Origin of the sequence: Natronobacterium gregoryi SP2 (assembly GCF_000230715.2) — an archaeon.
Taxonomy (GTDB): domain Archaea; phylum Halobacteriota; class Halobacteria; order Halobacteriales; family Natrialbaceae; genus Natronobacterium; species Natronobacterium gregoryi.
This window is the reverse complement of record NC_019792.1, coordinates 281,700-307,644: the sequence shown is the minus strand read 5'-3', so window position 1 is coordinate 307,644 and position 25,945 is coordinate 281,700. Positions and strand designations below refer to the sequence as shown.

31 protein-coding genes and 1 pseudogene are annotated in these 25,945 nt (G+C 61.3%); 23 read left to right on the top strand and 9 right to left on the bottom strand.

Annotated features, from left to right (window positions below; all coding sequences use genetic code 11):
- From NATGR_RS01440 to NATGR_RS01395, 10 genes are all read left to right on the top strand, one after another.
- Positions 1-393: a 30S ribosomal protein S8 gene (locus NATGR_RS01440; protein WP_005580141.1), complete on the top strand. Its 393-nt coding sequence runs from the start codon at positions 1-3 to the stop codon at positions 391-393.
- A 2-nt stretch (positions 394-395) separates the two neighbouring features.
- A complete protein-coding gene (locus tag NATGR_RS01435; protein ID WP_005580139.1) occupies positions 396-929 on the top strand; it encodes a 50S ribosomal protein L6 in 534 nt (177 codons plus the stop codon).
- A 3-nt stretch (positions 930-932) separates the two neighbouring features.
- Positions 933-1,655, top strand: coding sequence for a 50S ribosomal protein L32e (locus NATGR_RS01430; protein ID WP_005580137.1), 723 nt, complete (start codon positions 933-935; stop codon positions 1,653-1,655).
- A complete protein-coding gene (locus NATGR_RS01425) occupies positions 1,648-2,097 on the top strand; it encodes a 50S ribosomal protein L19e (RefSeq protein WP_005580135.1) in 450 nt (149 codons plus the stop codon). Before NATGR_RS01430 ends, NATGR_RS01425 begins: the two co-directional genes overlap by 8 nt.
- Positions 2,097-2,645 (top strand): 50S ribosomal protein L18, encoded by a 549-nt coding sequence (locus NATGR_RS01420; protein WP_005580134.1) that lies wholly within the window; start codon positions 2,097-2,099, stop codon positions 2,643-2,645. The genes NATGR_RS01425 and NATGR_RS01420 overlap by 1 nt, the downstream gene beginning before the upstream one ends.
- Positions 2,642-3,319: a 30S ribosomal protein S5 gene (locus NATGR_RS01415; RefSeq protein ID WP_005580131.1), complete on the top strand. Its 678-nt coding sequence runs from the start codon at positions 2,642-2,644 to the stop codon at positions 3,317-3,319. Before NATGR_RS01420 ends, NATGR_RS01415 begins: the two co-directional genes overlap by 4 nt.
- The gene (locus tag NATGR_RS01410; RefSeq protein WP_005580129.1) at positions 3,319-3,786 is read left to right on the top strand and encodes a 50S ribosomal protein L30; all 468 of its coding nucleotides are present in this window, start codon (positions 3,319-3,321) and stop codon (positions 3,784-3,786) included. The genes NATGR_RS01415 and NATGR_RS01410 overlap by 1 nt, the downstream gene beginning before the upstream one ends.
- Before the next feature lie 2 nt (positions 3,787-3,788).
- Positions 3,789-4,289, top strand: a complete 501-nt coding sequence (locus tag NATGR_RS01405; protein ID WP_005580126.1) for an uL15m family ribosomal protein — start codon at positions 3,789-3,791, stop codon at positions 4,287-4,289.
- A 3-nt stretch (positions 4,290-4,292) separates the two neighbouring features.
- The gene (secY, locus tag NATGR_RS01400; RefSeq protein ID WP_005580124.1) at positions 4,293-5,795 is read left to right on the top strand and encodes a preprotein translocase subunit SecY; all 1,503 of its coding nucleotides are present in this window, start codon (positions 4,293-4,295) and stop codon (positions 5,793-5,795) included.
- A gap of 417 nt (positions 5,796-6,212) precedes the next feature.
- Complete coding sequence (locus tag NATGR_RS01395; protein ID WP_005580123.1) at positions 6,213-6,461, top strand: hypothetical protein; 249 nt, start codon at positions 6,213-6,215, stop codon at positions 6,459-6,461.
- 81 nt (positions 6,462-6,542) lie between these two features.
- Here NATGR_RS01395 and NATGR_RS01390 read toward each other — a convergent pair whose 3' ends face one another.
- Positions 6,543-7,169: an RAD55 family ATPase gene (locus tag NATGR_RS01390; RefSeq protein WP_005580122.1), complete on the bottom strand. Its 627-nt coding sequence runs from the start codon at positions 7,167-7,169 to the stop codon at positions 6,543-6,545.
- 782 nt (positions 7,170-7,951) lie between these two features.
- Between NATGR_RS01390 and NATGR_RS01385 the strand changes: the two genes are divergently transcribed.
- Positions 7,952-8,791, top strand: coding sequence for a hypothetical protein (locus NATGR_RS01385; RefSeq protein WP_005580120.1), 840 nt, complete (start codon positions 7,952-7,954; stop codon positions 8,789-8,791).
- Positions 8,792-9,132: 341 nt separating this feature from the next.
- The gene (locus tag NATGR_RS01380; protein WP_231990805.1) at positions 9,133-10,179 is read left to right on the top strand and encodes a hypothetical protein; all 1,047 of its coding nucleotides are present in this window, start codon (positions 9,133-9,135) and stop codon (positions 10,177-10,179) included.
- Between the two features lie 508 nt (positions 10,180-10,687).
- Here the strand turns inward: NATGR_RS01380 and NATGR_RS01375 are convergent.
- The 4 genes from NATGR_RS01375 to NATGR_RS20375 all read right to left on the bottom strand — a co-directional run bounded on the left by NATGR_RS01375 (position 10,688) and on the right by NATGR_RS20375 (position 13,323).
- Positions 10,688-11,191 (bottom strand): hypothetical protein, encoded by a 504-nt coding sequence (locus NATGR_RS01375; RefSeq protein WP_015233219.1) that lies wholly within the window; start codon positions 11,189-11,191, stop codon positions 10,688-10,690.
- Positions 11,192-11,300: 109 nt separating this feature from the next.
- Entirely contained in the window at positions 11,301-12,068 is a 768-nt protein-coding gene (locus NATGR_RS01370) for an enoyl-CoA hydratase/isomerase family protein (protein ID WP_005580117.1), read from the bottom strand.
- Positions 12,069-12,232: 164 nt separating this feature from the next.
- On the bottom strand, positions 12,233-12,901 hold the full coding sequence (locus NATGR_RS01365) for a helix-turn-helix domain-containing protein (protein ID WP_005580116.1): 669 nt from the start codon (positions 12,899-12,901) through the stop codon (positions 12,233-12,235).
- A gap of 293 nt (positions 12,902-13,194) precedes the next feature.
- Positions 13,195-13,323: a hypothetical protein gene (locus tag NATGR_RS20375; protein WP_005580115.1), complete on the bottom strand. Its 129-nt coding sequence runs from the start codon at positions 13,321-13,323 to the stop codon at positions 13,195-13,197.
- A 120-nt stretch (positions 13,324-13,443) separates the two neighbouring features.
- Here NATGR_RS20375 and NATGR_RS01360 point away from each other — a divergent pair, with 120 nt between their 5' ends.
- The 9 genes from NATGR_RS01360 (at position 13,444) to NATGR_RS01320 (ending at position 20,022) form a co-directional block, all read left to right on the top strand.
- On the top strand, positions 13,444-13,938 hold the full coding sequence (locus NATGR_RS01360) for a DUF309 domain-containing protein (RefSeq protein WP_005580114.1): 495 nt from the start codon (positions 13,444-13,446) through the stop codon (positions 13,936-13,938).
- A 209-nt stretch (positions 13,939-14,147) separates the two neighbouring features.
- Positions 14,148-14,945 (top strand): M14 family metallopeptidase, encoded by a 798-nt coding sequence (locus tag NATGR_RS01355; RefSeq protein WP_049887833.1) that lies wholly within the window; start codon positions 14,148-14,150, stop codon positions 14,943-14,945.
- A gap of 74 nt (positions 14,946-15,019) precedes the next feature.
- The gene (locus NATGR_RS01350) at positions 15,020-15,574 is read left to right on the top strand and encodes a YeeE/YedE family protein (RefSeq protein ID WP_005580112.1); all 555 of its coding nucleotides are present in this window, start codon (positions 15,020-15,022) and stop codon (positions 15,572-15,574) included.
- Positions 15,571-16,038, top strand: coding sequence for a DUF6691 family protein (locus NATGR_RS01345; protein WP_049887832.1), 468 nt, complete (start codon positions 15,571-15,573; stop codon positions 16,036-16,038). The genes NATGR_RS01350 and NATGR_RS01345 overlap by 4 nt, the downstream gene beginning before the upstream one ends.
- A gap of 53 nt (positions 16,039-16,091) precedes the next feature.
- Entirely contained in the window at positions 16,092-17,078 is a 987-nt protein-coding gene (locus tag NATGR_RS01340; protein WP_005580110.1) for a deoxyhypusine synthase, read from the top strand.
- A gap of 35 nt (positions 17,079-17,113) precedes the next feature.
- Entirely contained in the window at positions 17,114-17,353 is a 240-nt protein-coding gene (locus tag NATGR_RS01335) for a hypothetical protein (protein WP_005580109.1), read from the top strand.
- A 65-nt stretch (positions 17,354-17,418) separates the two neighbouring features.
- Positions 17,419-18,735 (top strand): PQQ-dependent sugar dehydrogenase, encoded by a 1,317-nt coding sequence (locus NATGR_RS01330; RefSeq protein WP_005580107.1) that lies wholly within the window; start codon positions 17,419-17,421, stop codon positions 18,733-18,735.
- A 243-nt stretch (positions 18,736-18,978) separates the two neighbouring features.
- Positions 18,979-19,323, top strand: a complete 345-nt coding sequence (locus NATGR_RS01325) for a glutaredoxin family protein (RefSeq protein WP_005580104.1) — start codon at positions 18,979-18,981, stop codon at positions 19,321-19,323.
- A 114-nt stretch (positions 19,324-19,437) separates the two neighbouring features.
- The gene (locus NATGR_RS01320) at positions 19,438-20,022 is read left to right on the top strand and encodes a DUF7110 family protein (protein ID WP_015233218.1); all 585 of its coding nucleotides are present in this window, start codon (positions 19,438-19,440) and stop codon (positions 20,020-20,022) included.
- A gap of 141 nt (positions 20,023-20,163) precedes the next feature.
- On the opposite strand, the gene NATGR_RS01315 is transcribed toward NATGR_RS01320, so the two are convergent.
- Positions 20,164-20,817 carry a hypothetical protein gene (locus NATGR_RS01315; protein WP_015233217.1) on the bottom strand — a complete coding sequence of 218 codons (654 nt, stop codon included), beginning with the start codon at positions 20,815-20,817 and terminating at the stop codon, positions 20,164-20,166.
- Positions 20,818-21,450: 633 nt separating this feature from the next.
- Here NATGR_RS01315 and wecB point away from each other — a divergent pair.
- Both wecB and NATGR_RS01305 read left to right on the top strand, forming a co-directional pair.
- Entirely contained in the window at positions 21,451-22,560 is a 1,110-nt protein-coding gene (gene wecB / locus NATGR_RS01310; protein ID WP_005580099.1) for a non-hydrolyzing UDP-N-acetylglucosamine 2-epimerase, read from the top strand.
- A gap of 209 nt (positions 22,561-22,769) precedes the next feature.
- Positions 22,770-23,741 (top strand): phosphoadenosine phosphosulfate reductase family protein, encoded by a 972-nt coding sequence (locus NATGR_RS01305; protein ID WP_005580097.1) that lies wholly within the window; start codon positions 22,770-22,772, stop codon positions 23,739-23,741.
- Between the two features lie 6 nt (positions 23,742-23,747).
- Here NATGR_RS01305 and NATGR_RS01300 read toward each other — a convergent pair whose 3' ends face one another.
- The 3 genes and pseudogenes from NATGR_RS01300 to NATGR_RS01290 form a co-directional block, all read right to left on the bottom strand.
- The gene (locus NATGR_RS01300) at positions 23,748-24,077 is read right to left on the bottom strand and encodes a cupin domain-containing protein (RefSeq protein WP_005580094.1); all 330 of its coding nucleotides are present in this window, start codon (positions 24,075-24,077) and stop codon (positions 23,748-23,750) included.
- A gap of 222 nt (positions 24,078-24,299) precedes the next feature.
- Complete coding sequence (locus NATGR_RS01295; RefSeq protein WP_005580092.1) at positions 24,300-25,391, bottom strand: Mrp/NBP35 family ATP-binding protein; 1,092 nt, start codon at positions 25,389-25,391, stop codon at positions 24,300-24,302.
- A 116-nt stretch (positions 25,392-25,507) separates the two neighbouring features.
- Positions 25,508-25,814 (bottom strand): annotated as a pseudogene (locus NATGR_RS01290) (hypothetical protein).
- Positions 25,815-25,945: the final 131 nt, after the last annotated feature.

Below are 25,945 nucleotides of genomic sequence, written 5' to 3'. Positions count from 1 at the left end.
ATGACTGGAAACGATCCACTCAGTAACGCGCTCTCGGGCATCGACAACGCCGAGAGCGTCGGTAAACTGAGCCACGAGGTAACGCCCGCCTCGAACGAAATCGGCAGCGTACTCGAGGTCTTCTACGACCGCGGGTACATCGACGGCTTCGAGTTCGTCGACGACGGCAAAGCCGGTCAGTTCGAGGTCGAACTGAAAGGAGCGATCAACGAGTGTGGCCCCGTCAAGCCTCGCTACAGCGCAGGTGCCGACGAGTTCGAGAAGTGGGAGAAACGATTCCTCCCGGCTCGAGACTTCGGTGCGCTCGTCGTCACGACGAGCAGTGGCATTATGAGCCACTACGAAGCGCGCGAGGAAGGCATTGGGGGCCAGGTGATCGCATACGTCTACTAATCATGCGAGTCGAACTGGAAATCCCTGACAGCGTAACCGTCGAGAAAGACCACCTCGACGTGACCGTCGAGGGACCGGAAGGCAGCGTTACGCGCCGTCTCTGGTACCCCGACGTGACCGTCGACGTGGAAGACGACACTGTGGTAATCGAAAGCGATGCCGAGGACGCGAAGACGAACGCGACCGTCGGTACCTTCGAAAGCCACGTCGAAAACGCGTTCCACGGCGTAACCGAGGGCTGGGAGTACGAGATGGAAGTCTTCTACTCTCACTTCCCGATGCAGGTTCGCGCGGAAGGCGACGAAGTCGTCATCGAAAACTTCCTCGGCGAAAAGGCACCGCGACGTACGACCATCCACGGTGACACCGAAGTCACCGTCGACGACGAGCAGCTCGTCCTCTCGGGTCCCGACAAGGAAGACGTCGGCCAGACAGCGGCCGACATCGAGCAGCTGACGAAAGTCAGCGGCAAAGACACACGCATCTTCCAGGACGGGGTCTACATCACCGCGAAACCCGCGAAGGGAGGTGTCTAATAGATGGCAGACGAAGACCAATCGGACGAACTACAGAGTCTCGAGGACATCAGTGGCGTCGGCGAGAGTAAGGCCGAAGCCCTTCGAGAGGCTGGCTTCGAGTCCATCGCGGACGTCAAAGAAGCTGACCAGGCCGACCTGGCCGAAGCCGAGGGCATCGGTAACGCGCTCGCGGCCCGTATCAAAGCCGACGTCGGTGACCTCGAGGTTACCGACGAGACTGAGGCAGAAATCGAAGACGAGGGCGTCGAAGAACAAGAGCCCGACGACGACGTCGAGACGGAACTACAGCCACGCGGGCTCGTCGACAAAACGCCCGACCTCTCCGAGGAAGAACAGCGACTGCTCGAGCGTCGCAAGAGCGAGGGCAAGCCGCAGTTCAACCGGCAAGACTATCACAAGAAAAAGCGGACGCCGGAATCCTGGCGTCGCCCACGCGGTCAGCTGTCGAAACAGCGCCGCGGCGTCAAGGGCAAAGGACCGACCGTCGAGGCCGGCTTCCGCACGCCCGAAGACATCCGGGGCAAACACCCGAGCGGCTTCGAGGAGGTTTACGTCGAGAATACGGCCGACCTCGAGGGTGTCGACGGCGACCGTGAAGCCGTTCGAATCGCCGCCTCGGTCGGCGCGCGAAAGCGCGAGCGTATCGAGGAACTCGCCGAAGAGCAGGGCGTTCGCGTCCTGAACCCAACCTACGAGGAAGTGGAGGTGGAAACGAATGACTGATCTCTCCGCACAGAAGCGACTGGCTGCCGACGTCTTGGATGTCGGTAAGAATCGCGTCTGGCTCGACCCCGATGCCCAGGCGGACATCGCAGAAGCGATCACGCGTGACGAGATCCGAGAACTCGTCGACGAGGGCCGCATCCAGGCCGAAGACGCCAGCGGCAACTCGCGTGGTCTGGCCCGCGAGCGCAACGCGAAACGTGCTTACGGCCACCAGAAGGGGCCGGGCAAGCGCAAGGGCAAGAAAGGCGCACGCCAGAACGAGAAAGAAGATTGGCAGAACAAGATTCGCGCACAGCGACGGAAGCTGCGCGAACTCCGCGACGAGGGCGAGATCACGCCCACGCAGTACCGCCAACTCTACAAGAAGGCTGGCGGTGGCGAGTTCCGCAGCGTCCGATACCTGCTGAACTACATCGACGAAAACTACGGTGACCAATAATGGCGACAGGACCACGATACAACGTTCCGATGCGGCGTCGCCGTGAGGTCCGGACGGACTACCACCAGAGGTTGCGCCTGCTGAAGTCGGGTAAGCCCCGCCTCGTCGCTCGAAAGAGCAACAAGCACACCACGGCGCAGCTGATCGTTCCCGGACCACAGGGCGACGAGACGCTCGCGAGCGCACACTCGAGCGATCTCGAGGAGTATGGCTGGGACGCACCCACGAGTAACATTTCCGCGGCGTACCTGACCGGCCTGCTGGCCGGCCAGCGTGCCGTCGAAGCGGGTCTCGAGGAGGCGGTCCTCGACATCGGCCTCAACACTGCAACGCCGGGCAACAAGGTGTTTGCAGTCCAGGAGGGCGCGATCGACGCCGGTCTCGAGATCCCGCACAACGACGATGTGCTCGCGGACTGGTCGCGTACCCGTGGCGAGCACATCGCCGAGTACGCCGAACAGCTCGACGAGCCGCTGTATGGCGGCGAGTTCGACGCGACCGACCTCCCCGAACACTTCGATGACGTACGAGAGGCGATCCTAGAATGAGCGCAAACGACTACAACGACGACGGATGGCAGCCCGTCACCCGTCTCGGTCGGAAGGTCCAGGAGGGCGAAATCGACACGATGGAGGCCGCCCTCAACTCGGGCCTGCCGCTGAAAGAGCCCGAACTCGTCGACCAGCTCCTTCCTGGACTGGACGACGAGGTGCTGGACATCAACATGGTCCAGCGAATGACCGACTCCGGACGACGCGTGAAGTTCCGCTGTGTCGTCGCCGTCGGCAACCGTGATGGCTACGTCGGCTACGCGGAAGGCCGGGACGATCAGGTTGGTTCTGCCATTCAGAAGGCAATCGGTATCGCGAAGCTAAATATGATCACGGTGCCCCGCGGCTCCGGGTCGTGGGAGGACCGTTCGGATCGACCACACTCGCTGACTCGACGGACGACCGGCAAGGCCGGCTCCGTCGAAGTCGAGGTCATCCCCGCGCCGGAAGGGCTTGGGCTGGCCGCGAGTGATACGGTTCACGCCGTCCTCGACCTCGCAGGCATCGAGAACGCCTGGACGAAGAGCCACGGCAACACCCGAACGACGGTCAACCTCGCGAAAGCGACGTTCAACGCACTCGAAAACGCCTCGCAGTCCCGACATCCGCCAGGACATCGTGACACGGGTAGTGACCGTGAAGAGCCCGAGGAAACGGAGGTGGCCGAGTAATGCGAGCAATCGTGCAGGTTCGTGGTGAAGTGAACCGGCAGGAAGACGTCGAAGACACGCTGCAGATGCTGAACATCCACAACGTCAACCACTGCGCGCTCGTCCCCGAGACCGACACCTACGAAGGGATGATCGCGAAGGTCAACGACTACGTCGCACACGGCGAGCCGAGTGTGGACGTGGTCGCGACGTTGCTGGCAAAGCGAGCCGAACCCCTCGAGGGCGACCAGTCGGACGCCGACGAAGAGTGGCTGGCCGAAAACACTGAGTACGACGGCTTCGAGGAACTCGCCGAAGCGCTAGTCGAGGAAGAAACGACGCTCCGTGACGAGGGTCTGTCACCGACGCTACGGCTTCACCCGCCACGTGGCGGCCACGACGGGATCAAGAAGCCGACAGTCGAGGGCGGCCAACTCGGAAAGCATACAACGGACGAGATTAACGACCTGCTAGAATCGATGCGATAACCATGACGAGCAAAAAACGACGGCAGCGTGGGTCACGGACGCACAGCGGGGGCTCTCACAAGAACCGACGTGGTGCGGGCCACCGCGGTGGCCGCGGCCGCGCTGGACGAAGCAAACACGAGTTCCACAACTACGAGCCGAAGGGCAAACACGGCTTCAAGCGCCCAGACGGGATTCGCGAAGAGGTCGCGGAGATCGACGTAAGGAAGCTCGACGAGGACGCGATCCTCTACGTCGCAGAGGGCGTTGCAGAAGCGGTCGACGGCGGTGACGGCTACCGCATCGACGCTCGAGACGTCGTCGAAGACGGTCACGAGGTCGACGTCGTCAAGGTCCTCGGTTCCGGACAGGTTCGAAACCAACTCGAAATCACGGCGGACGCATTCTCCGACGCCGCACGCGAGAAAATCGAGGGGGCTGGCGGTGAAGCCACCCTCACCGAGCGCGGCGAGAAGCGAGACGCAGACGCCGAGGACGACGAATCAGAACAGAACGAGGAGTAACGTATGGGATGGAAGGAAGCCGCCGAACCGGTTCTGACGCGGATGCCCGCAGTCAAGCGTCCGGAAGGGCACGTTCCCTTCAAGCGGAAGCTGGCCTGGACTGCTGGAATCCTTGTGTTGTACTTCTTCCTGACGAACATCACGCTTCTCGGCGTGGGTGAAGGTGCGACCGACCTCTTCGGCGAGTTCCGTGCGATTCTTGCCGGCGAGCACGGCTCGCTGTTGCAGGTCGGTATCGGACCGATCGTCACGGCAAGCATCGTCATGCAGTTGCTCGGTGGTGCGAACCTACTCGGGCTCGATACCGACGACCCACGGGATCAGGTCCTCTACCAGGGCCTCCAGAAGCTGCTCGTCATCATCATGACGGCGCTGACGGCACTACCGATGGTGTTCGCTGGCGGCTTCCTGCCAGTCCAACAGCAGCCGCTGGCTCTCGCCGGAATCGAGCTTGTCGGCACGCAGATCCAGCTGCTGATGTTCTTCCAGATCTTCCTCGGCGGCATCCTCATCCTGTACATGGACGAGGTCGTCAGTAAGTGGGGGATCGGCAGCGGGATCGGTCTGTTCATTATCGCCGGAGTCAGCCAGAAACTCGTCGCTGGCTTCATCTCTCCGTCCGCGGAGGGATTCTTCTACAGCTGGTACCAGATCATCTTCACCGACGAAGTCGTCGTCGATGGTATCATCGCGGGCGACGGGCTGAACACGTTGCTACTCAATGAAGGGCAGATCATTCCGCTGCTCACGACGTTGCTCATCTTCGGCATCGTCGTCTACGCCGAATCCGTGCGAGTCGAGATTCCGCTCAGTCACGCTCGAGTCAAGGGCGCGCGTGGCCGCTTCCCTGTGAAGCTCATCTACGCGAGTGTCCTGCCGATGATCCTCGTCCGGGCACTGCAGGCTAACATCCAGTTCATGGGTCAGATCATGCACCGCGTCGGTGGCGCGGGTGCTGGTGAGCCGATCATCTTGTTCGGCATGGAGTTACCGTGGCTCGGCGTTTACGCCGACGGACAGCCCACGGCTGGGTTCTTCTACTACACGGCACCCATCTACAGCCCCGAAGACTGGATGTGGTGGACCGGTGAAGTAATCGGGAACCCCGAAGTGTGGCAGATTCTGGTGCGCATCACCGTCGACCTGACGTTCATGGTCATCGGTGGCGCGATCTTCGCCATCTTCTGGGTCGAGACGACGAACATGGGTCCAAAAGCGACTGCACGCCAGATCCAGAACTCCGGGATGCAAATCCCCGGCTTCCGACAGAACGTTGGCGTCATCGAGAAGGTCATGGAACGGTACATCCCGCAGGTGACCGTCATCGGTGGCGCACTGGTTGGCCTGCTCGCGGTCATGGCGAACATGCTGGGCACCATCGGGGCCGTCACCGGGACGGGTCTGTTGCTCGCTGTCTCTATCACGTACAAACTGTACGAGGAGATTGCCGAGGAACAGATGATGGAGATGCACCCAATGATGCGCCAGATGTTCGGCAAAGAGTAACACCAGCCAGCTCTATTTTTTATCTTTTCGACGCTCTAGCACTCCGCCAAGCGTCGACTGATGAGTGAAATCAGACGACCGCATTCGGTTTCACTCACCTGTTCAGGCTTGCTAAAGCACTAGTACCGTCCCAACCGTCGACTGACGGGTCGAATCGACCGACACCGACAGATTCGACCCATCAGTTCAGACTTGGCCCGCCACTAGCCGCTGTGTGTCTCGCAGTGGCGAAACCACGTCGAGACGGCGACCGTCTCGGCCGAAATAGCGGAACCGATACTATTAGGAGCTACCACCCGAAAAACTCTCACCGACCGCTGGTTACGTCGATAGAGAAGTTATCGACGGACAGTACTCGCCGAACGTACGGTTCGGATTCGGCAGCGGCTCAACTGCTGCCCAGAACGGTGAAGCCCAATGAGCAACGACGATCATCAGTCGACGGAGGAGGAAACGTCCAGCAGAACCGAACGGGTGAAAAATGCACTCTATCTGGGAGCTCTCATCGCTATCGGGGTCGCGTTCGTTTCGTACGGCATCCCCGACAGCATCCTTCCAGTGTTCGGGTTCCGGGAGTTCGCCGTCGTCTTCGCCATTGCGGTGGTACTCGAGTACGTGGGGCCCGAGTTCTACGAGACGAAGATCAAACGTCGCCTGCGCGACTGAGGCGGGTTCTTGTACGTCGTTTCCGGCTCAGATTCGAGATTCACGGGCGGTCGTACCGGTGGGTCGGTACAGGGTGCTTTTTCAGGCGATGTCGCGGCTGGTGTCGATTGCAACCTCTTCGATCAGTTCGAGTTTGATCGCCTCGGTCGGTTGTCCGCCACTCCGAAATTTCGGGATCGTAAGATGGTTCTCGAGTTCGGTGCCGGCGAGTTTCGTCTCGAGATCGAAGACGGCGTCAGCCGCGTGGTAGGTTCGCGGACGGTTCGTCGGAACGGTGTCTCTTTTCAGACAGTGTAAGACTGCGATGCCACCGGTCTCGTTTATTGTCGCTTTGAGATCGTTGAGGAAGGCGATGTAGTCGTCCGTCTCAGTCCGTTCGAGGACGTCCATCGTATCGATAATGAGGTTCGCACCGTCCGGAAGGGCATCGACGAACCGTGCAGTCTCCTCGAGCGGTGAGTCACTGGTTACGTGTCTTACAGTTGGACTGCCGACGGCGGATGGCGAGTGCTCGAGGGCGTGACGGACGAGGGTGTCGGAGCGTTCGGTTGTCAGGTAGAGGGTTCCGCGCGCGGCTGTCAGTTCGTAGAGCAGTAGTTCCGACTGGCTGGCCGGGGCGGCAGTGTAGGCGACGATACAGCCCGGTGGTAACCCGCCGTCGAGTTTCCGATCCAACACGTCGATACCCGTTTCCAGCCGATCCACCATGCAAGTATGAGTGGTTGCTGTACTGACCGCATAATTCTTTGCCTTCGAACCGACAGTCGGTTTCTCGTTACTGTCACGTTTGCTTGCGTATCGGGTCGGTTGCCTGGCTCACGAACTCTCGACTGGAGAACGTGTCGGGACGAGAAGTGGCGGCAGACTCGACGCGTATCAGATGTTCGACTGCAGTCGGCGCGAGTGGCTGTCAGAGAAATGGTCGTCGAAGGTTGCGGGTCGAACGAGACGAGATCAACTCTTTCGGTTGCCAGCACTGGATCTGCCGATCGACGCCGCTTGCGGCTGCGAGGAGTCGAAAATACGGAATCGGGTGACTCGAAAGCGCTTGGTTTGTACCGGACGCCCGCTGGTGACTCTGTCACGTCGTGGACGTGGCTGCGTACCATCCTACTCGTCGACTGACGAGTCGAACAGACCCAGACGACTGACTTCTAGGCGGGGTAGGGTTGGATCGTCACTGGAAACAAGGGTTGTGGCCCTGCTGTAGCACGATCGATGGAGTCAGTGCCGCGTGTCCGGCCGACGCTGGATTGGGTTTTCACCGGGAGAAAACCATCCAGAATAGCTAAGTATCTATCGGCCATTCGCTAGACCGTACATGTCACGGACCGTCAAAATACTGGCAGCCCTGTTCGTCGTCGCCGTCCTTTGGAAAGTTGTATCCAGCAGTTCCGGCGCCGACGTCGAAGAACTCGAGTACGAACCGGCAGAGTAACGAACCGCACCTGTTCCGAACGGCTTAGGATGACGGCGTCGTATGCGAACGTATGCACGGCGCCGTCACTCGCAACGCTGCGGAAGTTCGCTGGCCCGAGTTCGACCGCGGATTCTACGAAGTCAAAGACGTTACTGGTAGGTCCGCCGAACCGATCGAGGACGGAGTGAACATGGTCTCCTGTTTCGGGGACAACGCGGCTGTCGACGCCGATCCGTCGCTTGCCCCTGTCGACGACCTGGGGCGTCCCGCCACGCGAGATCGGAAGTACTTCGACTGGGCCTATATCTGCCCGTCCCGCCAGGACTACCGTGACGGGCTGTTGGATGTCATCGACGACTGCGTAGACGCGAACGAAGACGTTCGACTCGACGATGTTGGCTTCCCACGGGCCGAGTACTGTCGGTGTGGCGTCTGTGAACAGCGTTTCGAGGAAAGCGAGCACGACGGCCGCTTTGCTTGGCGGGCCAGTGTCATTACCGAGTTCGTCGAGGAAGCCGCCGAGCGAATCCCCGGCACGGTCTACCTGACGCTCTATCCTGACCCGTATCCCGGCCACCTCTACGAACGCGCGGGCCTCGACCTCGAGGCCCTCGAAGATCACGTCGACGAGTTCGTCGTCCCGCTGTACGATACGGCCTACGAGACGACGTACTGGCTCGAGACGATCGCGAAAGGATTCGAGAGCGCACTCGAGACGCCGTTCAGTATCGAGTTGTACGCGGTCAACGTCGAGATCGACAACCTGATTCACGCGCTCGAAGTCGCCGAAGAGTACGGCGAACACGTCCTGTTTGGGTACGAGGCGTCGAACGCTCGGGCAGCGTTGCGTCGCCGACAGGCCGACGAGCGAGAGGGGGTCTCACACGGTGATCCGGAGTCGGGGGCCTGACTGATCACCGAAGTAAAAGGTTTTACCACGTAACTCGGTCTTTCGGGTTCGGTTCGTCGTATCGTCTCGTATTACTCCCGTGTTCGAGACGAAGTCCACCTGGCGCAGTCGGTCGATTTTTTCGGTTCCGACCGTTTCGCTGCATTGAGTTCGCGCTACCGGACGGAACCGACGACGGCATTTATCAGCGTCTCGGTTGGCAGCGGGAACAATCGAGACTCGACTCGCCAGCGATCGTATCGGTGTGCCGAACGGACGAGTGAGTTGGCTTGGCGATCACGAGTTTCGAGACCGTTCAAACTATGAGAGACCAGCGATCCGACTTCGGTTCGTCGAGGGAGATGCAACGAGAGACGATCGATCGGAGCCAGCAGGCGATAGAGCAGTTGCTCGACCTCCAGCGCAACATGGCACAGATAACTCTGAGCGCGATGCAGTGGCAGGATACCGCCCAGAAGCAAGGAATGGAGTTGATGCGGTCGTTCCCAGGTCAGGAACTCACGCAATCGATGCTCGAAAACTACCTGGAGGGGATGCAAACGATGCTGCCGGAGATGGAGCGAGCGATCGGGAGAGGGATGGATACCTCACAGCCCGACCCGCCAAGCGGCCACGGTCGGCAGATGGGATCGGCCGAGTACTCGAGCAGTGGTCGGATGGAGCAGGGCGGTCGATTGAGTCGTGGTGAGCGAGCGATCGATAACGACCTCGTCGCGCTGCACGAAGACCTGCATCGGAGAGGCGAGTCGGCCGGCCCCTATAGCGAGACACCTGGGCGGGACGGTGTGACGGCTCAGGAGTATCCCCAGACTGGCGAGTGGGTTACCAAGGGCACCTACGGTGGCGAGACTGCTGGGCGACAGAGGCCACAAAGTGACGATCGTGGCCGAACTGACCGCCCCCAGTCGCGTGGCGGCGAGACGGGCAAGCCGATGCCCCCGCAGGAACTGATGGCTCCACGGGACCAGCGGGCCACGCGAACGACCGGCCGAGAGCGCGGGGGACAGCGTCGTGGTCGGGGGAGGCGAACGCACCGTCAGGGGCAGCGACGGGATAGCCGGGGTCGACAGGAGGCCCAGGAAGGCGACGAGTCCTCGCAGCCACCGCGTCGACGAGCGGACGATCGGGGAGGACCCGACCGCGAAAGCCGGCACAGGGAACAACCCACTCAGCGGATCGATACTGACGACCGCGGGCCCGAAGAGAGCAGCTACCAGCAGCCGACCCAACACGGTGGAAAACAAGACAGACGTGAAAAACGACACGGCGAGTCGGAACGACTCGAGTCCGAACGCGAAGGTATGGCTCAGACCGACATGGACGCAGCGCCCGAGCGAGAACAGGAAGAGATCGACGAGGAGTCACAAGCCAAACAGGAGTCGGAGTGAATTGTGTCGTCCAGCGACGCGATTCACGCCCAGCGTAAACGGTGGGATTCTCTCGCTGTTCGAAGTTAGCTCTCGTCATACAGCGAGAGACTCCGTCCTTCCCGTGAGAGACGAGTGGTCCGACGCTCAGTCGGAACCGAGGACCGAGTCGTTCGACCATCGGAGATTTTCGTGACCGAGCGGAGTAACGCTCTGCGAGGTCCGCGAAGCCGAACGCTTCGCTTGATCACGAAAGACGGCGGCTCTCGGACGACCGCGTCGTGAACGACTGGACAGAGGTTCCCCTCTCATACGGTTTCCTGTTCGCCAGTTCCGGTGCAACGACGCCGCCGAAGCAGTTGCACCGGGACAGCGGTCCAGGAATCCAGATCAGACATCGCCCACATCGACTTTTCAGTGACGAACGTGGAGTCACTCGAGCGGGAAAACAGTTCATTTCGAGGTCGGAACGGTGCCAGCGCTACCGTTTCCGGAAAGTCTCGAACTCGAGAACGGTCAGGTCGAGTCGTTAGACGATATCGTCGTCATCGTCACCGATCAATTCGTCGTCGTCCGTCAGTCCTTCGTCGTCACCCATCGTGTCGTCATCGTCACCGATCAATTCGTCGTCGTCCGTCAGTCCTTCGTCGTCACCCATCGTGTCGTCATCGTCACCGATCAATTCGTCGTCGTCGTCGATGCCACTCTCTTTACCGGTGCTGGTTCCGGTCGCCCCGGTGTCTGTGCCAGTCGACCCAGTGTCAGTCATCCCGCTGGTTCCACCGCTCCCTGAGAGGTCGCTCTCGAGGTGGACCGCGTCGTCTGTCACCTGTGAGATCGCGTCTTCCTGGAGTGGATACGCCGCTTCGTCGGTCCCACCCCAGCCGAGTTTCGCCTTGATCGTGTCCGTAATGCCGGGATCGGGTTCGACGTGTGCCGTACCGTGCTCGACGTCGGCAACGATACCGACGTCGTCGCCGTTCGCGTTGACTACTGTCTTTCCGATGTCGTCGTCGGTAAACTGTGGGGACATTGCGGTCGGAACGACCACGAACTCGATTATGATGGTGGTGCTTGCGGTGGCCTGCGGCGGTGCCGAAAGCGGTGACGCCGACGAGTATTTCGTCGTTACCGTTCCGTAGTCACTCGTTGAACTCCGGATCTCTTCCTTCGAGGAAGGCCGAGACGCCTTCCTCGTGGGACTCACTCGAGCGGGCGTGGACCTGCAGCAGGTTCTCGTAGTCGAGGGCCTCCGGCCAGCGTCGACCCATGTTCTCGTGCATCGCCTGTTTCATCATACCGATCACGTCAGTCGGCCGCCGGCCGAGTCGGTCGACAGTCTCCGTGACACGGTCGTCGAGTTCGTCCGCGGGAACGGCTTCGTTGACTAGATCGAGTTCGGCCGCCCGTTCGGCGTCGAAGAACTCGCCGGTGAAAGCGAGTTTCTTCGCAGCCCGCAGGCCGACGAGGTGTGGGAGCATGAAGGTCCCACCCGTGTCGGGAATCAATCCGACTCGGACGAACGCACACGAGAAGGTCGCATCCTCGGCTGCGTAGGCGATATCCGACAGCGCGACGATCGCGAGCCCAGCGCCGACGGCGTCGCCGTTTACGTTCGCGACGATCGGTACCGGGCACTCGAGCATCGCCTCGACGACGCGGCCGAACGTCGCAGTGACCTCGTCGTACGACTCCGTCGGCGGTGCGGGCTCTTCGGCCATCGCCTCGACGTCGCCGCCGGCGCTAAATGCGTCGCCTTCGCCAGTGATGACGATCGCGTGGTACTTCTCGGGTGAAGCGTCCTCGAGCGCGTCCGCGAGCGCTTCGGCGGTTTCGGTCGTGATCGCGTTGAGAACTCCCGGTCGATCAAACGTGATCTCGAGCACGCTGCCGTCGGTATCGACGTGCATGACTCGAGGGTCACGAGGGCCGATATTAATACTGCTCTTTTTTCGAGAACAGCGAACGTGTTGGAAGTGGTCGGTCCGGGACGGTGGTCGTCAACGGACGACTGTACGACAGAACTGGTATAGCGGCAACTCGTCGTACGGTTGCACCGGGACAGGCGGTCACATCAGTCCGAGAGCATCGGCGGCGGGTTCGTTTCTTCCTCGGTGACGTCGAGTTCCGAGGTAACGAGCGCCCGGTAGGCACGGCGGAGCCGTTCTGACAGGGCCTGGTGGGAGATGTCGAGCTCGTCGGAGAGCTCCTGCATCGATACCTCTCGTGGAATCTCGAAGTAGCCGTGGTCGATCGCCGCGACCAGCGTCTCGTACTGACGCGCGGTCAGGCCACACTGGGAGTGAGTGTCTTCCTCCAGATCGAACAGCCGAACGATCGTCGGCGAGACGTCGTGGTCGACGAACCGGTCGTACAGCGCGCTGACGTGTTCACGCTCGACGACACGGACGCTAAGCAGCCACGTCCCGTTCGACGCCGAGGCGCTGAGGACCGTCCCGTGTTCCTCGAGAACGGCCTCGAGCGGATCGACCGTGTCCGGATCGAACTCGATGTCGTACAGCCAGCGATCCTCGTCGCCGTTTATTAGTGCGTACTCGCTGATGGCGGACGCGTCGTCGAGTGCGTCCTCGACCGCATCCTGGGACGGCCCCGACAGCCAGAGTCCGTGCCCGCTCGAGGCGATGACGCGCTCCATCTCACAAGTCAGCGACGGTACGGCTTCGAATAACTCGTCGAGACCGGCCCCGTCCGCCGGAAGCTCGATGTCTGCGATAGATGTCATGGATTCCACGCTCGGATACGCCGAGGACTTTCATAACCTCGTTTCCAAAGGAATTAGCAACGCCGATAGAGACTTTCCAATCGTTCCGACACTTCACGCTGGGCGGCCCATACGGGTTGTTGTGACTACTTACCCACTCTCCAGACGGTTCGATCGAACGATACCAGAAAGAGCAACGAGACGAGTCGGACGACATCTCGGCATTCGTCGTTTCGTGGGCGGCTTTCTCGACGGTGGCTGTGGGCCGCGAAGACGACTGTCCGCGTTCGGGAACGGCGGTTCCCGTCGATGGTCTACGCCGACGGTTCGTCGAACGTGGACCGCGAGTAGACCGTCTCGCAGTTTGGGCAGCGATAGTGTCCCTCGAGTTGTTCGTAGAGACGGTGGCCGCAGTTTCGACACCGCCCATCCGGATAGTTCATACCTCACACACGGGTCCCCAGCCGAATAAGGCCTCTCCTGACACTATGTAAGCTCTCTATACGATTCCGGCGGGTCGGAGTCGGCAAACGACATACCCGCGAGCGCCGCCAACGACGACCGTGGACGAGCACACGACCGACCCGACCGTCGGCCCACCGCCGAACCGCGACGATCCGCCGTCCGGCTGGCTCGAGTCTGCAAACCAGTGGGAGCACGCGACGCTCCGACAGGCGACGATTCACGGTGTTCGACTCTTCAACGCGGAAGCGTACCACGAGAGCCACGACTGTTTCGAGGACGAGTGGTACAACTACGGCCGCGGCCGGACCGAAAGCGCCTTTCTCCACGGAATGGTTCAGGTCGCCGCCGGCGCGTACAAACGCCACGACTTCGAGAACGACGACGGAATGCGATCGTTGTTCCGGACGGCACTGCAGTATCTCCGGGGAGCCCCCAACGACTACTACGGCGTCGACGTCCTCGAAATCCGGACGACGATTACGAACGCACTCGAAGAGCCCGAACGGATCGACGGCTGGCAGATCCGTCTTGACGGAACGCGGCCAACCGCGCGTGCGATCGACTGGAGGCCCCTCGAGGCGCTCGAGGACTGATACGGAACGCTGTACCGCTGTCCCGGCGCAACCGCAGGCAGGCTCGCGGTTGCGCCGGAACTGACTGACAGCAGACCGTACGAGGGGAGTGGTGTAACGCGTCTCGGTACAACCGCTTTGGGTCGCAGACGAGTCGGAACGAACCGACAGCAGATCGTATGAACGGACCGAACCGTGTCGCCTTTGCACACCCAGCCCAACTAGTGACTGTGAAAGTCGCACAGATCGGGTCGGGGACGCCCGACGTCGCGATTCTCGCTGGCGTTCACGGTGACGAGCCCTGTGGCGTTCGCGCCGTCGAGCGGCTTCTCGACGAGCACCCGACAGTCGAACGACCAGTCAAACTCGTCGTCGCCAACGAGAAGGCACTCGAGCGACGGGTGCGGTTCGTCGACGAGGACCTGAACCGGGCGTTCCCGGGCGATCCGGACGCGAAGACACACGAAGGACGGCTCGCCCATCGGCTGGCGGACGAACTCGAGGGCTGTCTCACGTTTTCGATGCACTCGACACAGAGCTACGCGGACCCGTTCGCGATCGTCGACGGCGTCACCGAGACCGCAACGGAGCTGTGTCGACAGCTTCCTGTCGAGGCGATGGTCGAGACCGGCGCGTTCGCCGAAGGGCGGCTGATCACCGAGGTCCAGACGATCGAGGTCGAGTGTGGCCAGCAAGGCTCGGAGACGGCAGCCCAGAACGCAAACCGTCTCGTGCGAGCGTTCCTGACGGCTGTCGGCGCGTTGCCGGGCGACACGGTCGAGCGCGACCTCCCGGTCTTCCGGCTCACCGACGTCGTCCCAAAAGCACCCGCAGACACCTACGAGGTATTCGTCGAGAACTTCACCGAGGTCGAGGTCGGAACCCCATTCGCAGCGGCCGACGGCGAGCAGCAGGTCGCCGAGGAGCCGTTCTATCCCGTCCTGATGTCGCCGAACGGCTACCGGGACGTCTTCGGCTACGCTGCAGAGAAACTCGAGGTCGTCGAAGCGCCGACGGCGGCCGATTAGGTCTGTCTCCGAGATACGCACAATCTTCCCCGCAGTGACAGCATTGATACCCCGGCATCTCCTTCCAGCAGGTGATGAGCACAGCGCTTACCGTCGCGTCGGTCGCTGAACTGTTCCCCAACGGGATCAGTCACTACACGGTCGGCGGGTTGCTGGTCGGGCTCGGGGTGGTCGTGATCTACCTCGGGACCGCCATCCCCGCCGGCGCGAGTACGTTTCTCGAGTCGACGCTGTCGTACGCCTCGAACCTCTCGCGGTTCCAGCAGTACCGTCCCTCCCGGGACTGGCGAGTCGTCTTCACGCTCGGGATCGTCCTCGGCGCGGCGATTTACGCCGTCACGTTCCAGTCGGGACTGGTTTCGAGCGGCCTCCACCAGCAGGCCACGACCGGCGAACTCCGCGAGGTCGGCGGGCTGACGATCTGGCTGACCGAGGTCCAGCCCTGGCGACTGTTCCTCGGCGGCGTCCTGATCGGGATCGGCACCCGACTCGGGAAGGGTTGTACGTCGGGCCACGGCGTCTGTGGCGTCGGCTCGGCCTCTCGAGCGTCGTTCGTCGGCGTCGCGACCTTCCTGCTGGTGGCGATCGGGGTCGCGCAACTGGTGCAGGCACTGGGGGTGAACCTCTGATGGCAGAACACGACCAACACCCGCTGTTCTTGCCACTCGTCTTCGTCGGCGGGCTGATCTTCGGTTTCGGCCTCGGGTTCAGCCACATGGCCCAGCCCGAAGTCGTGTTGAACTTCCTCCAGTTCGACGACCTCGGCCTGCTGTTCGTCATGTTCGGGGCCGCAGTCGTCACCGGAATCACGTTCTTCGGGATCAGGCAGTTCCGGACGACGGCCCCGCTGACGGGAGCGACCTACGGCCGGCGGCTGAAGACGCTCGACAGGAACGTCGTCCTCGGCGGCGGCATCTTCGGCGTCGGCTGGGGTCTCTCTGGAATCTGTCCCGGCGCGGCCTACGCCAGCCTCGGCGTCGGCAACGTCGTCATCCTCTATGGCATCGCCGGCATGTTCGTTGGGGCGTACCTCCAGGGGTACTGGCGCTCTGCCCGCGCCGGAAGCGAGTCGCCGGCGACGGCGGCCGACTGATCGAATAGCGGTGGATCACACGACTTAAACTGCTTCTCTCCGTTCCATCGTGTATGACCGACGACGACTCCCGCGAACACGTCGTCCCGGGGTCCGACGAGGAACTCGAGACGGCCGACGTTCGCGGCCACGACTTCCGCGGCGACCTCGACCTCGAGTCGCTGCTGTCGAGTTACGAGACGACCGGTTTCCAGGCGAGCCACCTGGCCGAAGCGATCGATGTCACCGAACGTATGCAAGAAGAAGAGGCGAAGGTCTACCTCACGCTGACCTCGAACATCGTCTCTTCTGGCCTGCGCGAGACGGTCGCCGCGCTCGTTCGCGACGGCCACGTCGACGTCGTCATCACGACCTCAGGTTCGCTGACAGAGGACGTCATCAAGACAGCCAAGCCGTTCAAGATGGGCGAGTGGGACGCCGACGAGGCCGAACTTCGCGAGCGCGGCATCAATCGCCTAGGCAACATCTTCGTTCCCTCCGACCGGTACGTCTGGCTCGAGGAGTACCTCTATGACTTCTTCGACGACTTCTTCGCCGAGGAGTCGATCCGGACGCCGACCGAGTTCACCCGTGAACTCGGTGAGACTCTCGAGGACGAGGACTCCGTGCTCAAGCAGGCAGCGGACAACGACATCCCGGTCTACTGTCCCGCGCTGACCGACGCCGAGGTTGGCAACTTCCTCTACTACTACCGGCAGCGCCAGGACACGGACTCGGACATCGGCATCGAGATCTTAGACGACTACGAGAAGATCATCGAGGACGGGATGTTCGCGGACACGACTGGTCTGATCGCCGTCGGCGGCGGGGTGCCAAAACACCACGCCATCATGACGAACCTCTTCCGTGGCGGTGCCGACTACGCCGTCTACATCTCCACGGGGATGGAAGGCGACGGCTCGCTGTCCGGTGCGCCGCCGAACGAGGCCGTCTCGTGGGGCAAGATCAAAGACGACGCCGAGACGAACTACACGCAGGTCGAAGCAGAGGCGACACTTGTCTTCCCGCTGCTCGTTGCGGAAGCGTTCTACAACGCGTAACGATCCAGTACGACGGAATACATCGCTTTTCGAGCATGAGCGGAACCGACGACTCCGTTGGCGGCTACTCGCTCCGCCGGGAGTTGCTCTGGGCCGGACTCGCCATCGCCGCGATCACGATCGTCGGCTGGCTCGTCGTCTTCGACGGTCTCGAGACCGGCGCGCCTCGAGTGCTTTCGGCCCAACTTGGAACGCCCCTCGTCGTCGGTACGTGGCTCGTTCTCGCCGTTCTCGGAGTTGTCGGGCTCTATCGCTGGTTCCGTTCCGGGGAGTAATTCTCCCGAAAGCGGGCGAAGGGTGTCGGGCCAAGACACTCCACGATCCGGTTCGTAGGAAGACTATGTCCCCGATCCGCCGCCGATTGCTATCGGCCGTTGGAGCCTCGATCGTGGTCGGCACCGCCGGCTGTCTCGAGCAACTCAGCTCCGACCCGCTCGAGCTCGCCACGCCCGAAGCAACCCCCGACGACGACTGGACAGCGCCCGACTGGGAGCCCGCCGACGGCGAACCGAGCGAGGACGACGTGGAGCCGACGACGGTCGTCTCCGGCCTCGAGATTCCGTGGGACCTCACCTTCGCGGGCGCGGACGCGTTCGTCACCGAGCGAGACGGTGGTCTGCTCCGGTTCGACGCAGCCGACCTCGAGACGAGGTCGGATCTTGTGCCAGCAGATGCGGATGTCGTCCTCGAGAGAACGGATCTCCCAGATCGGGCTGCACCTGGCGAAGGCGGGACGCTGGGCGTTGCGGGCCACCCCGATTACCCCGACGAACCCCTGCTGTTCGTCTATTACACCGTCGACGACGGCGTCGGGAACCGCGTGGTTCGCTACGACCTCGAGAGCAGCGACCTCGAGCCGATCCTCGATGAGATTCCGGGCGCGACAACGCACAACGGTGGGCGGATCACCGTCGGTCCCGACGACTACCTGTGGGTGTTGACCGGCGACGCGGAAGAGCCTGCGCTCACCCAGGACCCGAGCTCGCTCGCGGGTGCCGTGTTGCGAGTCGATACCGACGGCGAGCCGGCACCCGACAACCCCGACTGGGGAGCTGACGGCGACCCGCGGACCTACACGCTCGGCCACCGGAACCCACAGGGGATCGACTTCACTCCCCAGGGAGCGCCGTTGATCGCCGAACACGGCCCCGTCGCTCGAGACGAGGTCGCGATGCTCCGGCCGGGCAGCAACTACGGCTGGGACGTCACGCGTGGCGGGCCGAACGATCCGGACTACGAGAACTACGAGGAGCACACGGCAGTGACGCCACCGCTTGTCAACACCGGCCCGGAGACGACGTGGGCTCCGTCGGGACTGACGTTCTACGACGAGGACGCAATCGAGCCGTGGGAGAACCGGGTGTTCGTCTGTGGACTCGTCTCGGAGACGCTGTACGGAGTGACGCTGCGGACGGGAAACGAAAACGAGGGCGGTGAAAACGAAGACGACGCGGATGCCGTCTACGACGGCCCCTGGCTTGACGACCGCTTCACTGCGACCGTCAGCACGCTCTTCGAGGGGACCTACGGCCGACTTCGGCACGCAGCACCCGGCCCCGACGGCTCGCTGTACGTGCTGACCTCGAACCGGGACGGTCGCGCCAGCGGTGCGTTCCCGCTCGAGAGAGACGACCGGATCGTCCGGATCGAGGTCTGAGGCGGAATATCGTACCGACAGCCCGGTGCAATCGCCTCGAGTCACGGCGCGCGGGCACCGACTGATACGGACTGCCGTCCCGATGTCCCGGCGCGACCACGAGTCCTCCTGCGATCGCGCCGAAAATAGCCTACAGCAAACCGTATGACGGGACACCGTGTGACGTTGGCACCGAGCGACGAGGTCGATTCCCGGGACGTTAATGACGTAAAACCTATCCCGATCACCGCCATATAGTGGAGTATGGACTTCCCGCCGAACCAGGGGCTCGATCAGGAGAAAGTTACCGAACAGGTCGCCGACGTCCTCGAGGAAAACGAGGTCGTCCTCTTCATGAAAGGGACCGAACTCATGCCACAGTGTGGCTACTCGCGGAAGGCGCTTGGCCTGATCGACCAGCATCGAGACGAGTACGAGACCGTCGATGTCCTCGAGTCGTTAGACGAGTACCGCGTCGCACTCGAGGAACACAGCGGCTGGGAGACGATTCCACAGACGTTCGTGGACGGCGAGTTCGTCGGCGGCTCGGACATCCTCGAAGAACTGCAAGAGCGTGGTGAACTGGCGGAGACACTCGACGCCGAATAGGCGATCCGGTCCCGACTTAAATTTGTCCTTACTGGTATCTCACGCATTTAATAGCAGGTAATATAAGTGACCCGCGCGTAGTGTCGTACAAGAACTCTCGTACTCCCCCCCACTATGTCATCAGAGGAATCCAGACACGTTTATCGGTTGCACTCGACGCTCGAACTCCCCCTCGAGGATCTCCACGACCACATCGACGAGGCGACGTTCCCCGACGGGGTCGACGACGTAGAGATCACACGACGAAACAACACCCTGATCCTTAAAGCAGTCGCCGAGGACCAGTCGGTCAGCAAGTACACTCCGACAGCCCAGCTCAAAGCCAGCGTCACCGAAAACAGGGTATACGAGGAAGATCCTGACGAGCGCCGCCAGCAGTCCTTTAGCTGGGACGAAGAGGAAGAAGAAGAGATCGAGTCCGAACTCGTCGAGTTCGCCGCTTTCAAGGGTGACCGGGAGACCGTTCTCCAGAACTCGCTTCTGCAGTACCAGATGTTCCTCGTTCTCTGTGAAATCGCGGAAGCCGCTGAGAAAGGGACGTTGACCGCGATCTCCGAACGTGACGGCGAACTCGAGGCGACCCGGATCGTCGACGGCGAGCCACGACCTGCCGACGTCGAAGTCGTTGAAGGACCTCGAGATCACGGCTCCGGTGAGTCTGGCGTCAACTGGCGGGACAACAAATTCATCAGCGACTGACACTCAGGATTGGTCTCTTGAGTTGCTCCGATAATGATTTTTTCAGACAACTGAGCCAGCCCTAGTGACGGAACAGACTGCATCGAATGTTCTGCAGACAGTCACCAGACTAGTGTTTGCGAGTGATAAGTATGAGCTAAATCACGCAACACGCGCCTCAGCATCGATCTGAATGTCATCGATCCCTTCTTCAAGTGTGAACGATGCATCGATATTGAACGGTACCGTCTGTGTCGTTTCCGGTGAGACTGTTATAGTTTTACTTTCCAATACGACTCCATCACCTAACCCGCCGCGTTGCAGTAGTCGTACTTCGGCCTCGCCACCCTCGCCGTCGTTTCTAACGTCGACTTCTGCTTCTGCTGGTAACAGTCGAAACCCAAACCCTTCGTATTGGCCGTCTTGCTCTACAGTAAACGACTCCGTTCTGCGCTCACCTTCGGAGAAAAATCGCTCGTAAGTGCCTGATTCGTCCGCAAAAGGGGACCAAATAGAGAGTTCTCTGTCCTCGAGTAAGACAAGCGTCACTTCAATATCGCCTGCTATACCTGTGTTCTCAACAGTGGCACTGAATTCATGCTGTTGTCCGGTCCCTACCACTTCGTCGTCTACTGACACCCCTTGTGGCTCAGGATGACGAAGATCAGTCACAATTGGTTCGAACGTACTGACGCTATCTCTAGAATCGGCACCAGTAGATCCATCACCTGTCTCAGCAGTTTCATCCGAGAGACAACCAGCTATAGCCGTCGCAAGCGCTGTACTGCTACACGCGATAAGTCCTCTTCTTTCCATACCCGATACGTATCAGCAATGGTTAATAAATGCTCCCCCATATGATTCAGTAGCAGTAGTTGCCGTCTCGCGTGATCGTCTCTCACTCGAGATTGTCGCGACGATCGAGTTCGAACAGTACTCGCTCGAGGTTGTCCTCGTCCGGACGGTAGTCGAGCCACGCCTCGAGTTGTGAAGCGACCTGTGTGGTCGTCACGACGACGCGGTCGTCGCTTTCGCTTGCGGAAGCGACTGCAGGCCCGGTTTCGGCCGTCGGTGGGAAGGAAGCGTTCGATCACGGTGGTCGTCCTTGGAAGCCGTCGGGAATCCGCGTTGATCTTCAGTACGTCGTCTTGGAAGAACGCGAGAGTCCGGTACGGAGTGAATGCCGGTTCGAAATGTGTTGCTTCTCGCATCCCTTTGTGACAAGGGTTGCCGGCTCTGCCGGCTCGTTTCGACGCTTCAGCAGTCTCGAGTCGTCGAACTCGAGTCATCGTCGACCTTCCGGAGGTTAGCGCGCCGATAACGATATACCGCATTCTGGAATGGCCGCTACATGATATCCGAGGTGAACGTCTCTCGACGAAAATCGTCCCTCCACAGCAGGCCGGCCAGCCAGGACGTTCGGTTCCACGGATACGAGGGGGTGAACTGATGCGAATCTGCTCGGTCGTCGGTGCCCGACCGCAGTTCGTCAAGGCGGCGGTCGTCTCGCAGAAGATCCGCGATGTCGGCGAGGAGGTGCTGGTCCACACCGGCCAACACTACGACGAAGAGCTGTCGGACGTCTTCTTCGAAGAACTTGACATTCCAGAGCCCGAGTACAACCTCGGTGTCGCTTCCGACACTCACGCCCGCCAGACTGCAGCGATGCTGACGCGCCTCGAGTCGGTGCTCGAGTCGGTCCAACCCGACGCTGTCTTACTGTACGGCGACACCAACTCGACGCTTGCGGGTGCCATCGTCGGCTCGAAACGCGACGCGACGGTCGCTCACGTCGAGGCAGGTCTCCGCAGCGGGAACCGTGAGATGCCCGAGGAGATCAATCGCGTCCTGACTGATCACGTCTCCGATCTCTGCTTTGCGCCGAGCGAGGCCGCCGTCGAGAATCTCGCCACAGAGGGGATCTCTGAGGGTGTCTTCTGGACCGGTGACGTGATGTACGATGCCCTACTCGAGGCCCGCAACCAGTCGACCGGCGCGTCGTCGATCCTCGCCGAACTCGGTCTCCGCGAGGGCGAGTTCGTCCTTGCGACGGTCCACCGGCAGCGAAACACCGACGCTCGGTCGAACTTGGCGTCGATCGTCGACGCGTTGGCCGACGTTCCGCTCCCGGTCGTCTTCCCGGCTCACCCCCGGACGGTCGACCGACTCCGGGCGTACGGCCTGTGGGAGCGGGCAACCGCCGAACTCGAGGTGATCGAACCGCTTGGCTATCTCGATTTCGTTCGGCTGCTCGACGCGGCCGAACGGATCGCGACTGACTCCGGTGGCGTCCAGAAGGAAGCGTTCTTCCTCGAGACGCGATGTGTCACCCTTCGGACGGAGACCGAGTGGGAAGAGACAGTCGATGCCGGCTGGAACAGGCTGGTCGGCTCGAATGCAGATCAGATCCGTGAGGCACTCGTCGCCGACTGGACGCCCGACTCCCATCCCCGCCCGTACGGCGACGGGCTTGCAAGCCGGCGAATCGTCAGTCTCCTCCAGCGGGAACTAGACGGTTCCGATCCGGATCGACGCCTCGAGGCTGCACCGCTCGACTAACGACTATCGATGAATTTCTTTGAAATTTACGTTGGTAGCGGCAAATGTCGTTTCGCTCGTCAGACCAGGGAGCAAATAGAAAGCTACCGTTCGACACCATCTAAGCCTACAATACTACACTCCAGTCAGATCGCCGCGGACAATTTTCCGACAGAGGTTTCCGCACCCCCAAAGGGTTTAAACCAGATAATTATATCTAATTACGACCGATGAGCCAGAACCTCTCAGACCGCATCGATGTCGATTACGCCGACGGAAGCGGTGAAGCCCCCGACGACTACCCCCACGTCAACGACAAAATCGAGAAGGCAGTCGAGGTCACACGCCAGGGCCTCGAGGAGTACGACAACCCCGCCGTCATGTGGACCGGCGGGAAGGACTCGACGCTCGTCCTCTACTTCGTCACCCAGGTTGCCGAGCAACACGACCTCGAGGTCCCGCCGGCGATCTTCATCGACCACTACCAGCACTTCGACGAGATCCACGACTTCGTCGACCACTGGGCCGACCAGTGGGGACTCGAGGTCATCTACGCACGCAACGAAGATGTCGGCGAATACGTCGCCGACCACGACCTCGACCCAGGCGACGAGATCGAGATTTCGGAACTCTCCGAACACAACCGACACCACGTTCGGGACATCCTCGAGTACGAGGAGGACACGTTTCCGTTCCTGCTCGATACCTACGTCGGCAACCACTTGCTGAAGACGGTGGCGCTTAACGACGCCATCGAGGAGTACGGAACCGACGGCATCGTCTCCGGCGTCCGCTGGGACGAACAGGAGGCCCGTGCCGACGAGACGTTCTTCTCGCCGCGTCACGACCCGGACATCCACCCACCCCACGATCGAGTTCAGCCGATCCTGCAGTTCAACGAAGCTGCCGTCTGGGAGACGTTCTGGAACTTCGTCGTGCCCGATACCGTCGACGAGTTCCCGGACGACGGCTACGTCCCCGAAGGCAAAGACGACCTGCCGGACGACCTCGACCCCTTCGACACCCCGGTCTCACCGAAGTACTGGGAAGGGTTCCGGTCGCTGGGTAGCGAGATCAGCACCGAGAAAACCGAGACCGACCCCGCCTGGCTTCAAGACCTCGAGGGAACGACCGAACGCGCGGGACGTGCCCAGGACAAAGAAGACCTGATGGAACGGCTGCGCGACCTCGGTTACATGTAGCCGCGTTCAGGACGGTAGCGGACACAGACTCGCCGTGAAAACCACCGTCTCGTCGGTCTCGTTTCGGGCACCGTGTTCGGCCCCGCGGTCGTGCTGGACGACCCCCGGCGCTGCAACCTGCTCGCCCTCGTCGTCCTGGACGACCGTCACCGTCCCCTCGAGGACGTGGAACACGTTCGTACTGTCGGGATGGTCGTGTGCCTCGAGTTCTGCACCGGGACCGAGCGCGAACGCTTTCACGAGTACGTCGTCGGTTACGACCAGTTCCGTGCTCTCGATCGCTCCGTCGTCGGGATCGAGGTTCGCTACCGCGTCGCCGTAGCTGTCGAGTGACATACGCGATAGTTCGACGGGAACGACGTAAACCCTGGCGACCGATTGCGAACCGACAGTTCGACCGTACTGCTGGCCGTCGTTTCCACGCGACCACGAGTCGCCCCGCAGTCGTGCCGAACGTGACTGACAGCAAACCGTCTCATGCGGTTTACTGTAAGTCATTTCCGGCACAACCGCGACCCGGGCGGCGGTTGCGCCGGTAAATCGGTACAGTAATCCGTCTCAGTCTTCGGTCTCGGTCGGTAACACGTCTGCGGGTTCGTCGGAGGTGTTCTCGGCGACTGTGCGACGGTTCGTCTTGCCGACGCGATCGGCGATTTCGTCGACAATATCGTCGACGGGGTCTTGAACCGAGCTCTCGTCATCTTTGACGATCGGACCCTTGCTCCCGTCGGCACCGAAGTCAGGGTGGATCGGGATCTTACCCAGCAGCGGGGTATCGTATCTATCGACGATTTCGTCCGCACCGTCGGTTCCGAACAGGCCATGCTGATCGTCACAGGACGGGCAAACGAACGAGCTCATGTTCTCGACGACGCCCAACACCGGCGTGTCGTGTTTGTTGAACATCTGAATTCCCTTGCTGGTGTCCTCGAGCGCCATCTCCTGGGGCGTCGTGACGACGACCGACCCCGTGACGGGCATCGACTGCAGCAGGTTCAGCGTCGCGTCGCCCGTCCCCGGCGGCAGGTCGACGATGAGGTAATCGAGTCGACCCCACTCGACGCCCTCTAAAAACTTCATCATGAACTTGTTGACCATTGGCCCCCGGAGGATCGCGGGATCGTCGTCTTCCTCCATCATGAATCCCATACTGATGATCCGGACGCCGTCAGAACGAGGCGGCACGATGTCCTCGTTGGGCATCACGCCAGGCTCGCCTTCGATTGGCAGAATCTTGGGAACGTTCGGGCCGTGAATGTCGGCATCGAGCAACCCGACCATCGCACCGCGTTTCTCGAGGCCAGCAGCGAGGTTGGCTGCGACTGTTGTCTTACCGACCCCACCTTTTCCAGAGGAGACTGCGATCACGTTACGAACGTTAGGCAGAACCTCGTCGTCGAACCCGTGCTCTCGACCAACGCTGGCTCGAACGTCTGCCTCGAGACCGACCTCGTCACAGAGTTCTCGAACCTGGTTGCCCAGTTCCATCTCCGATGGGGCGTATGGAGCGTTGAGCGCGAGAGAGATACGAGCAGTACCGTCATCGATCGTGACGTCGTTGACCAGACCGAGCGTGACGATGTCCTCGCCGATGTCGGGATCTTCGACCTCCTCGAGTTTGATCTTGAGTTCGTGTTCAGTGATGCTCATGGTGGGTCGATGTGCCTACGGGAATCGACGGTGCCGAAAGGGATACGTGTGACGGTTCACCCTGCTAGGGCGCTGTCGGATCGTATTTCGGCGGGCGCATCGCAGGTAGAATCTGTCTATGGCCCGACCGACCCGATCGGTTCCGGCACACTGCCGAAAAAGACGGGCCCGATGAGTATCGTGAGGACGAACATCTCGGCCCACATTCCAGACGTCAGTCCGACCAGGTAACCGACACCGAGCAGTCCCGTCTTCGTATCACGTGGCACGCCGGTGAACCACGCGATCACCACGACGTAAACCGGGATCAGGACCACCCCGAAGATGAGCCAGCGACCAGTGTTTGGAAACACCGTCGGTCCCCTCGTAGCCGTGGTACAGAACCGTCGACGCCGCGGTGACGACATCGGCGATCGTCGGCATGGTCGTCGGCACCGTTCTCGTCGAAGTTTCGATACTGCATGCGAATGCATGTCCACCGAGGATCACGACTCGCGTCCGGGAGCGGTAGAACGGATAACAGTCTCGCGGCGTTCTCGAGTGTAAAAATAATT

What these genes read in the sequence shown, in the direction of transcription:
- NATGR_RS01330 (WP_005580107.1), top strand. Translation starts at nt 17,419, where the DNA reads ATGTCCCCGATCCGCCGCCGATTGCTATCGGCCGTTGGAGCCTCGATC.
- NATGR_RS01350 (WP_005580112.1), top strand. Translation starts at nt 15,020, where the DNA reads ATGAGCACAGCGCTTACCGTCGCGTCGGTCGCTGAACTGTTCCCCAAC.
- NATGR_RS01435 (WP_005580139.1), top strand. Translation starts at nt 396, where the DNA reads ATGCGAGTCGAACTGGAAATCCCTGACAGCGTAACCGTCGAGAAAGAC.
- NATGR_RS01440 (WP_005580141.1), top strand. Translation starts at nt 1, where the DNA reads ATGACTGGAAACGATCCACTCAGTAACGCGCTCTCGGGCATCGACAAC.
- NATGR_RS01315 (WP_015233217.1), bottom strand. Translation starts at nt 20,817, where the DNA reads ATGGAAAGAAGAGGACTTATCGCGTGTAGCAGTACAGCGCTTGCGACG.
- NATGR_RS01410 (WP_005580129.1), top strand. Translation starts at nt 3,319, where the DNA reads ATGCGAGCAATCGTGCAGGTTCGTGGTGAAGTGAACCGGCAGGAAGAC.
- NATGR_RS01420 (WP_005580134.1), top strand. Translation starts at nt 2,097, where the DNA reads ATGGCGACAGGACCACGATACAACGTTCCGATGCGGCGTCGCCGTGAG.
- NATGR_RS01325 (WP_005580104.1), top strand. Translation starts at nt 18,979, where the DNA reads ATGGACTTCCCGCCGAACCAGGGGCTCGATCAGGAGAAAGTTACCGAA.
- NATGR_RS01390 (WP_005580122.1), bottom strand. Translation starts at nt 7,169, where the DNA reads ATGGTGGATCGGCTGGAAACGGGTATCGACGTGTTGGATCGGAAACTC.
- NATGR_RS01415 (WP_005580131.1), top strand. Translation starts at nt 2,642, where the DNA reads ATGAGCGCAAACGACTACAACGACGACGGATGGCAGCCCGTCACCCGT.
- NATGR_RS01295 (WP_005580092.1), bottom strand. Translation starts at nt 25,391, where the DNA reads ATGAGCATCACTGAACACGAACTCAAGATCAAACTCGAGGAGGTCGAA.
- NATGR_RS01335 (WP_005580109.1), top strand. Translation starts at nt 17,114, where the DNA reads ATGAGCGGAACCGACGACTCCGTTGGCGGCTACTCGCTCCGCCGGGAG.
- NATGR_RS01430 (WP_005580137.1), top strand. Translation starts at nt 933, where the DNA reads ATGGCAGACGAAGACCAATCGGACGAACTACAGAGTCTCGAGGACATC.
- NATGR_RS01380 (WP_231990805.1), top strand. Translation starts at nt 9,133, where the DNA reads ATGCAACGAGAGACGATCGATCGGAGCCAGCAGGCGATAGAGCAGTTG.
- NATGR_RS01340 (WP_005580110.1), top strand. Translation starts at nt 16,092, where the DNA reads ATGACCGACGACGACTCCCGCGAACACGTCGTCCCGGGGTCCGACGAG.
- NATGR_RS01405 (WP_005580126.1), top strand. Translation starts at nt 3,789, where the DNA reads ATGACGAGCAAAAAACGACGGCAGCGTGGGTCACGGACGCACAGCGGG.
- NATGR_RS01385 (WP_005580120.1), top strand. Translation starts at nt 7,952, where the DNA reads ATGCACGGCGCCGTCACTCGCAACGCTGCGGAAGTTCGCTGGCCCGAG.
- NATGR_RS01370 (WP_005580117.1), bottom strand. Translation starts at nt 12,068, where the DNA reads ATGCACGTCGATACCGACGGCAGCGTGCTCGAGATCACGTTTGATCGA.
- wecB (WP_005580099.1), top strand. Translation starts at nt 21,451, where the DNA reads ATGCGAATCTGCTCGGTCGTCGGTGCCCGACCGCAGTTCGTCAAGGCG.
- NATGR_RS01365 (WP_005580116.1), bottom strand. Translation starts at nt 12,901, where the DNA reads ATGACATCTATCGCAGACATCGAGCTTCCGGCGGACGGGGCCGGTCTC.
- secY (WP_005580124.1), top strand. Translation starts at nt 4,293, where the DNA reads ATGGGATGGAAGGAAGCCGCCGAACCGGTTCTGACGCGGATGCCCGCA.
- NATGR_RS01375 (WP_015233219.1), bottom strand. Translation starts at nt 11,191, where the DNA reads ATGTCCCCACAGTTTACCGACGACGACATCGGAAAGACAGTAGTCAAC.
- NATGR_RS01320 (WP_015233218.1), top strand. Translation starts at nt 19,438, where the DNA reads ATGTCATCAGAGGAATCCAGACACGTTTATCGGTTGCACTCGACGCTC.
- NATGR_RS01395 (WP_005580123.1), top strand. Translation starts at nt 6,213, where the DNA reads ATGAGCAACGACGATCATCAGTCGACGGAGGAGGAAACGTCCAGCAGA.
- NATGR_RS01425 (WP_005580135.1), top strand. Translation starts at nt 1,648, where the DNA reads ATGACTGATCTCTCCGCACAGAAGCGACTGGCTGCCGACGTCTTGGAT.
- NATGR_RS01305 (WP_005580097.1), top strand. Translation starts at nt 22,770, where the DNA reads ATGAGCCAGAACCTCTCAGACCGCATCGATGTCGATTACGCCGACGGA.
- NATGR_RS20375 (WP_005580115.1), bottom strand. Translation starts at nt 13,323, where the DNA reads ATGAACTATCCGGATGGGCGGTGTCGAAACTGCGGCCACCGTCTCTAC.
- NATGR_RS01300 (WP_005580094.1), bottom strand. Translation starts at nt 24,077, where the DNA reads ATGTCACTCGACAGCTACGGCGACGCGGTAGCGAACCTCGATCCCGAC.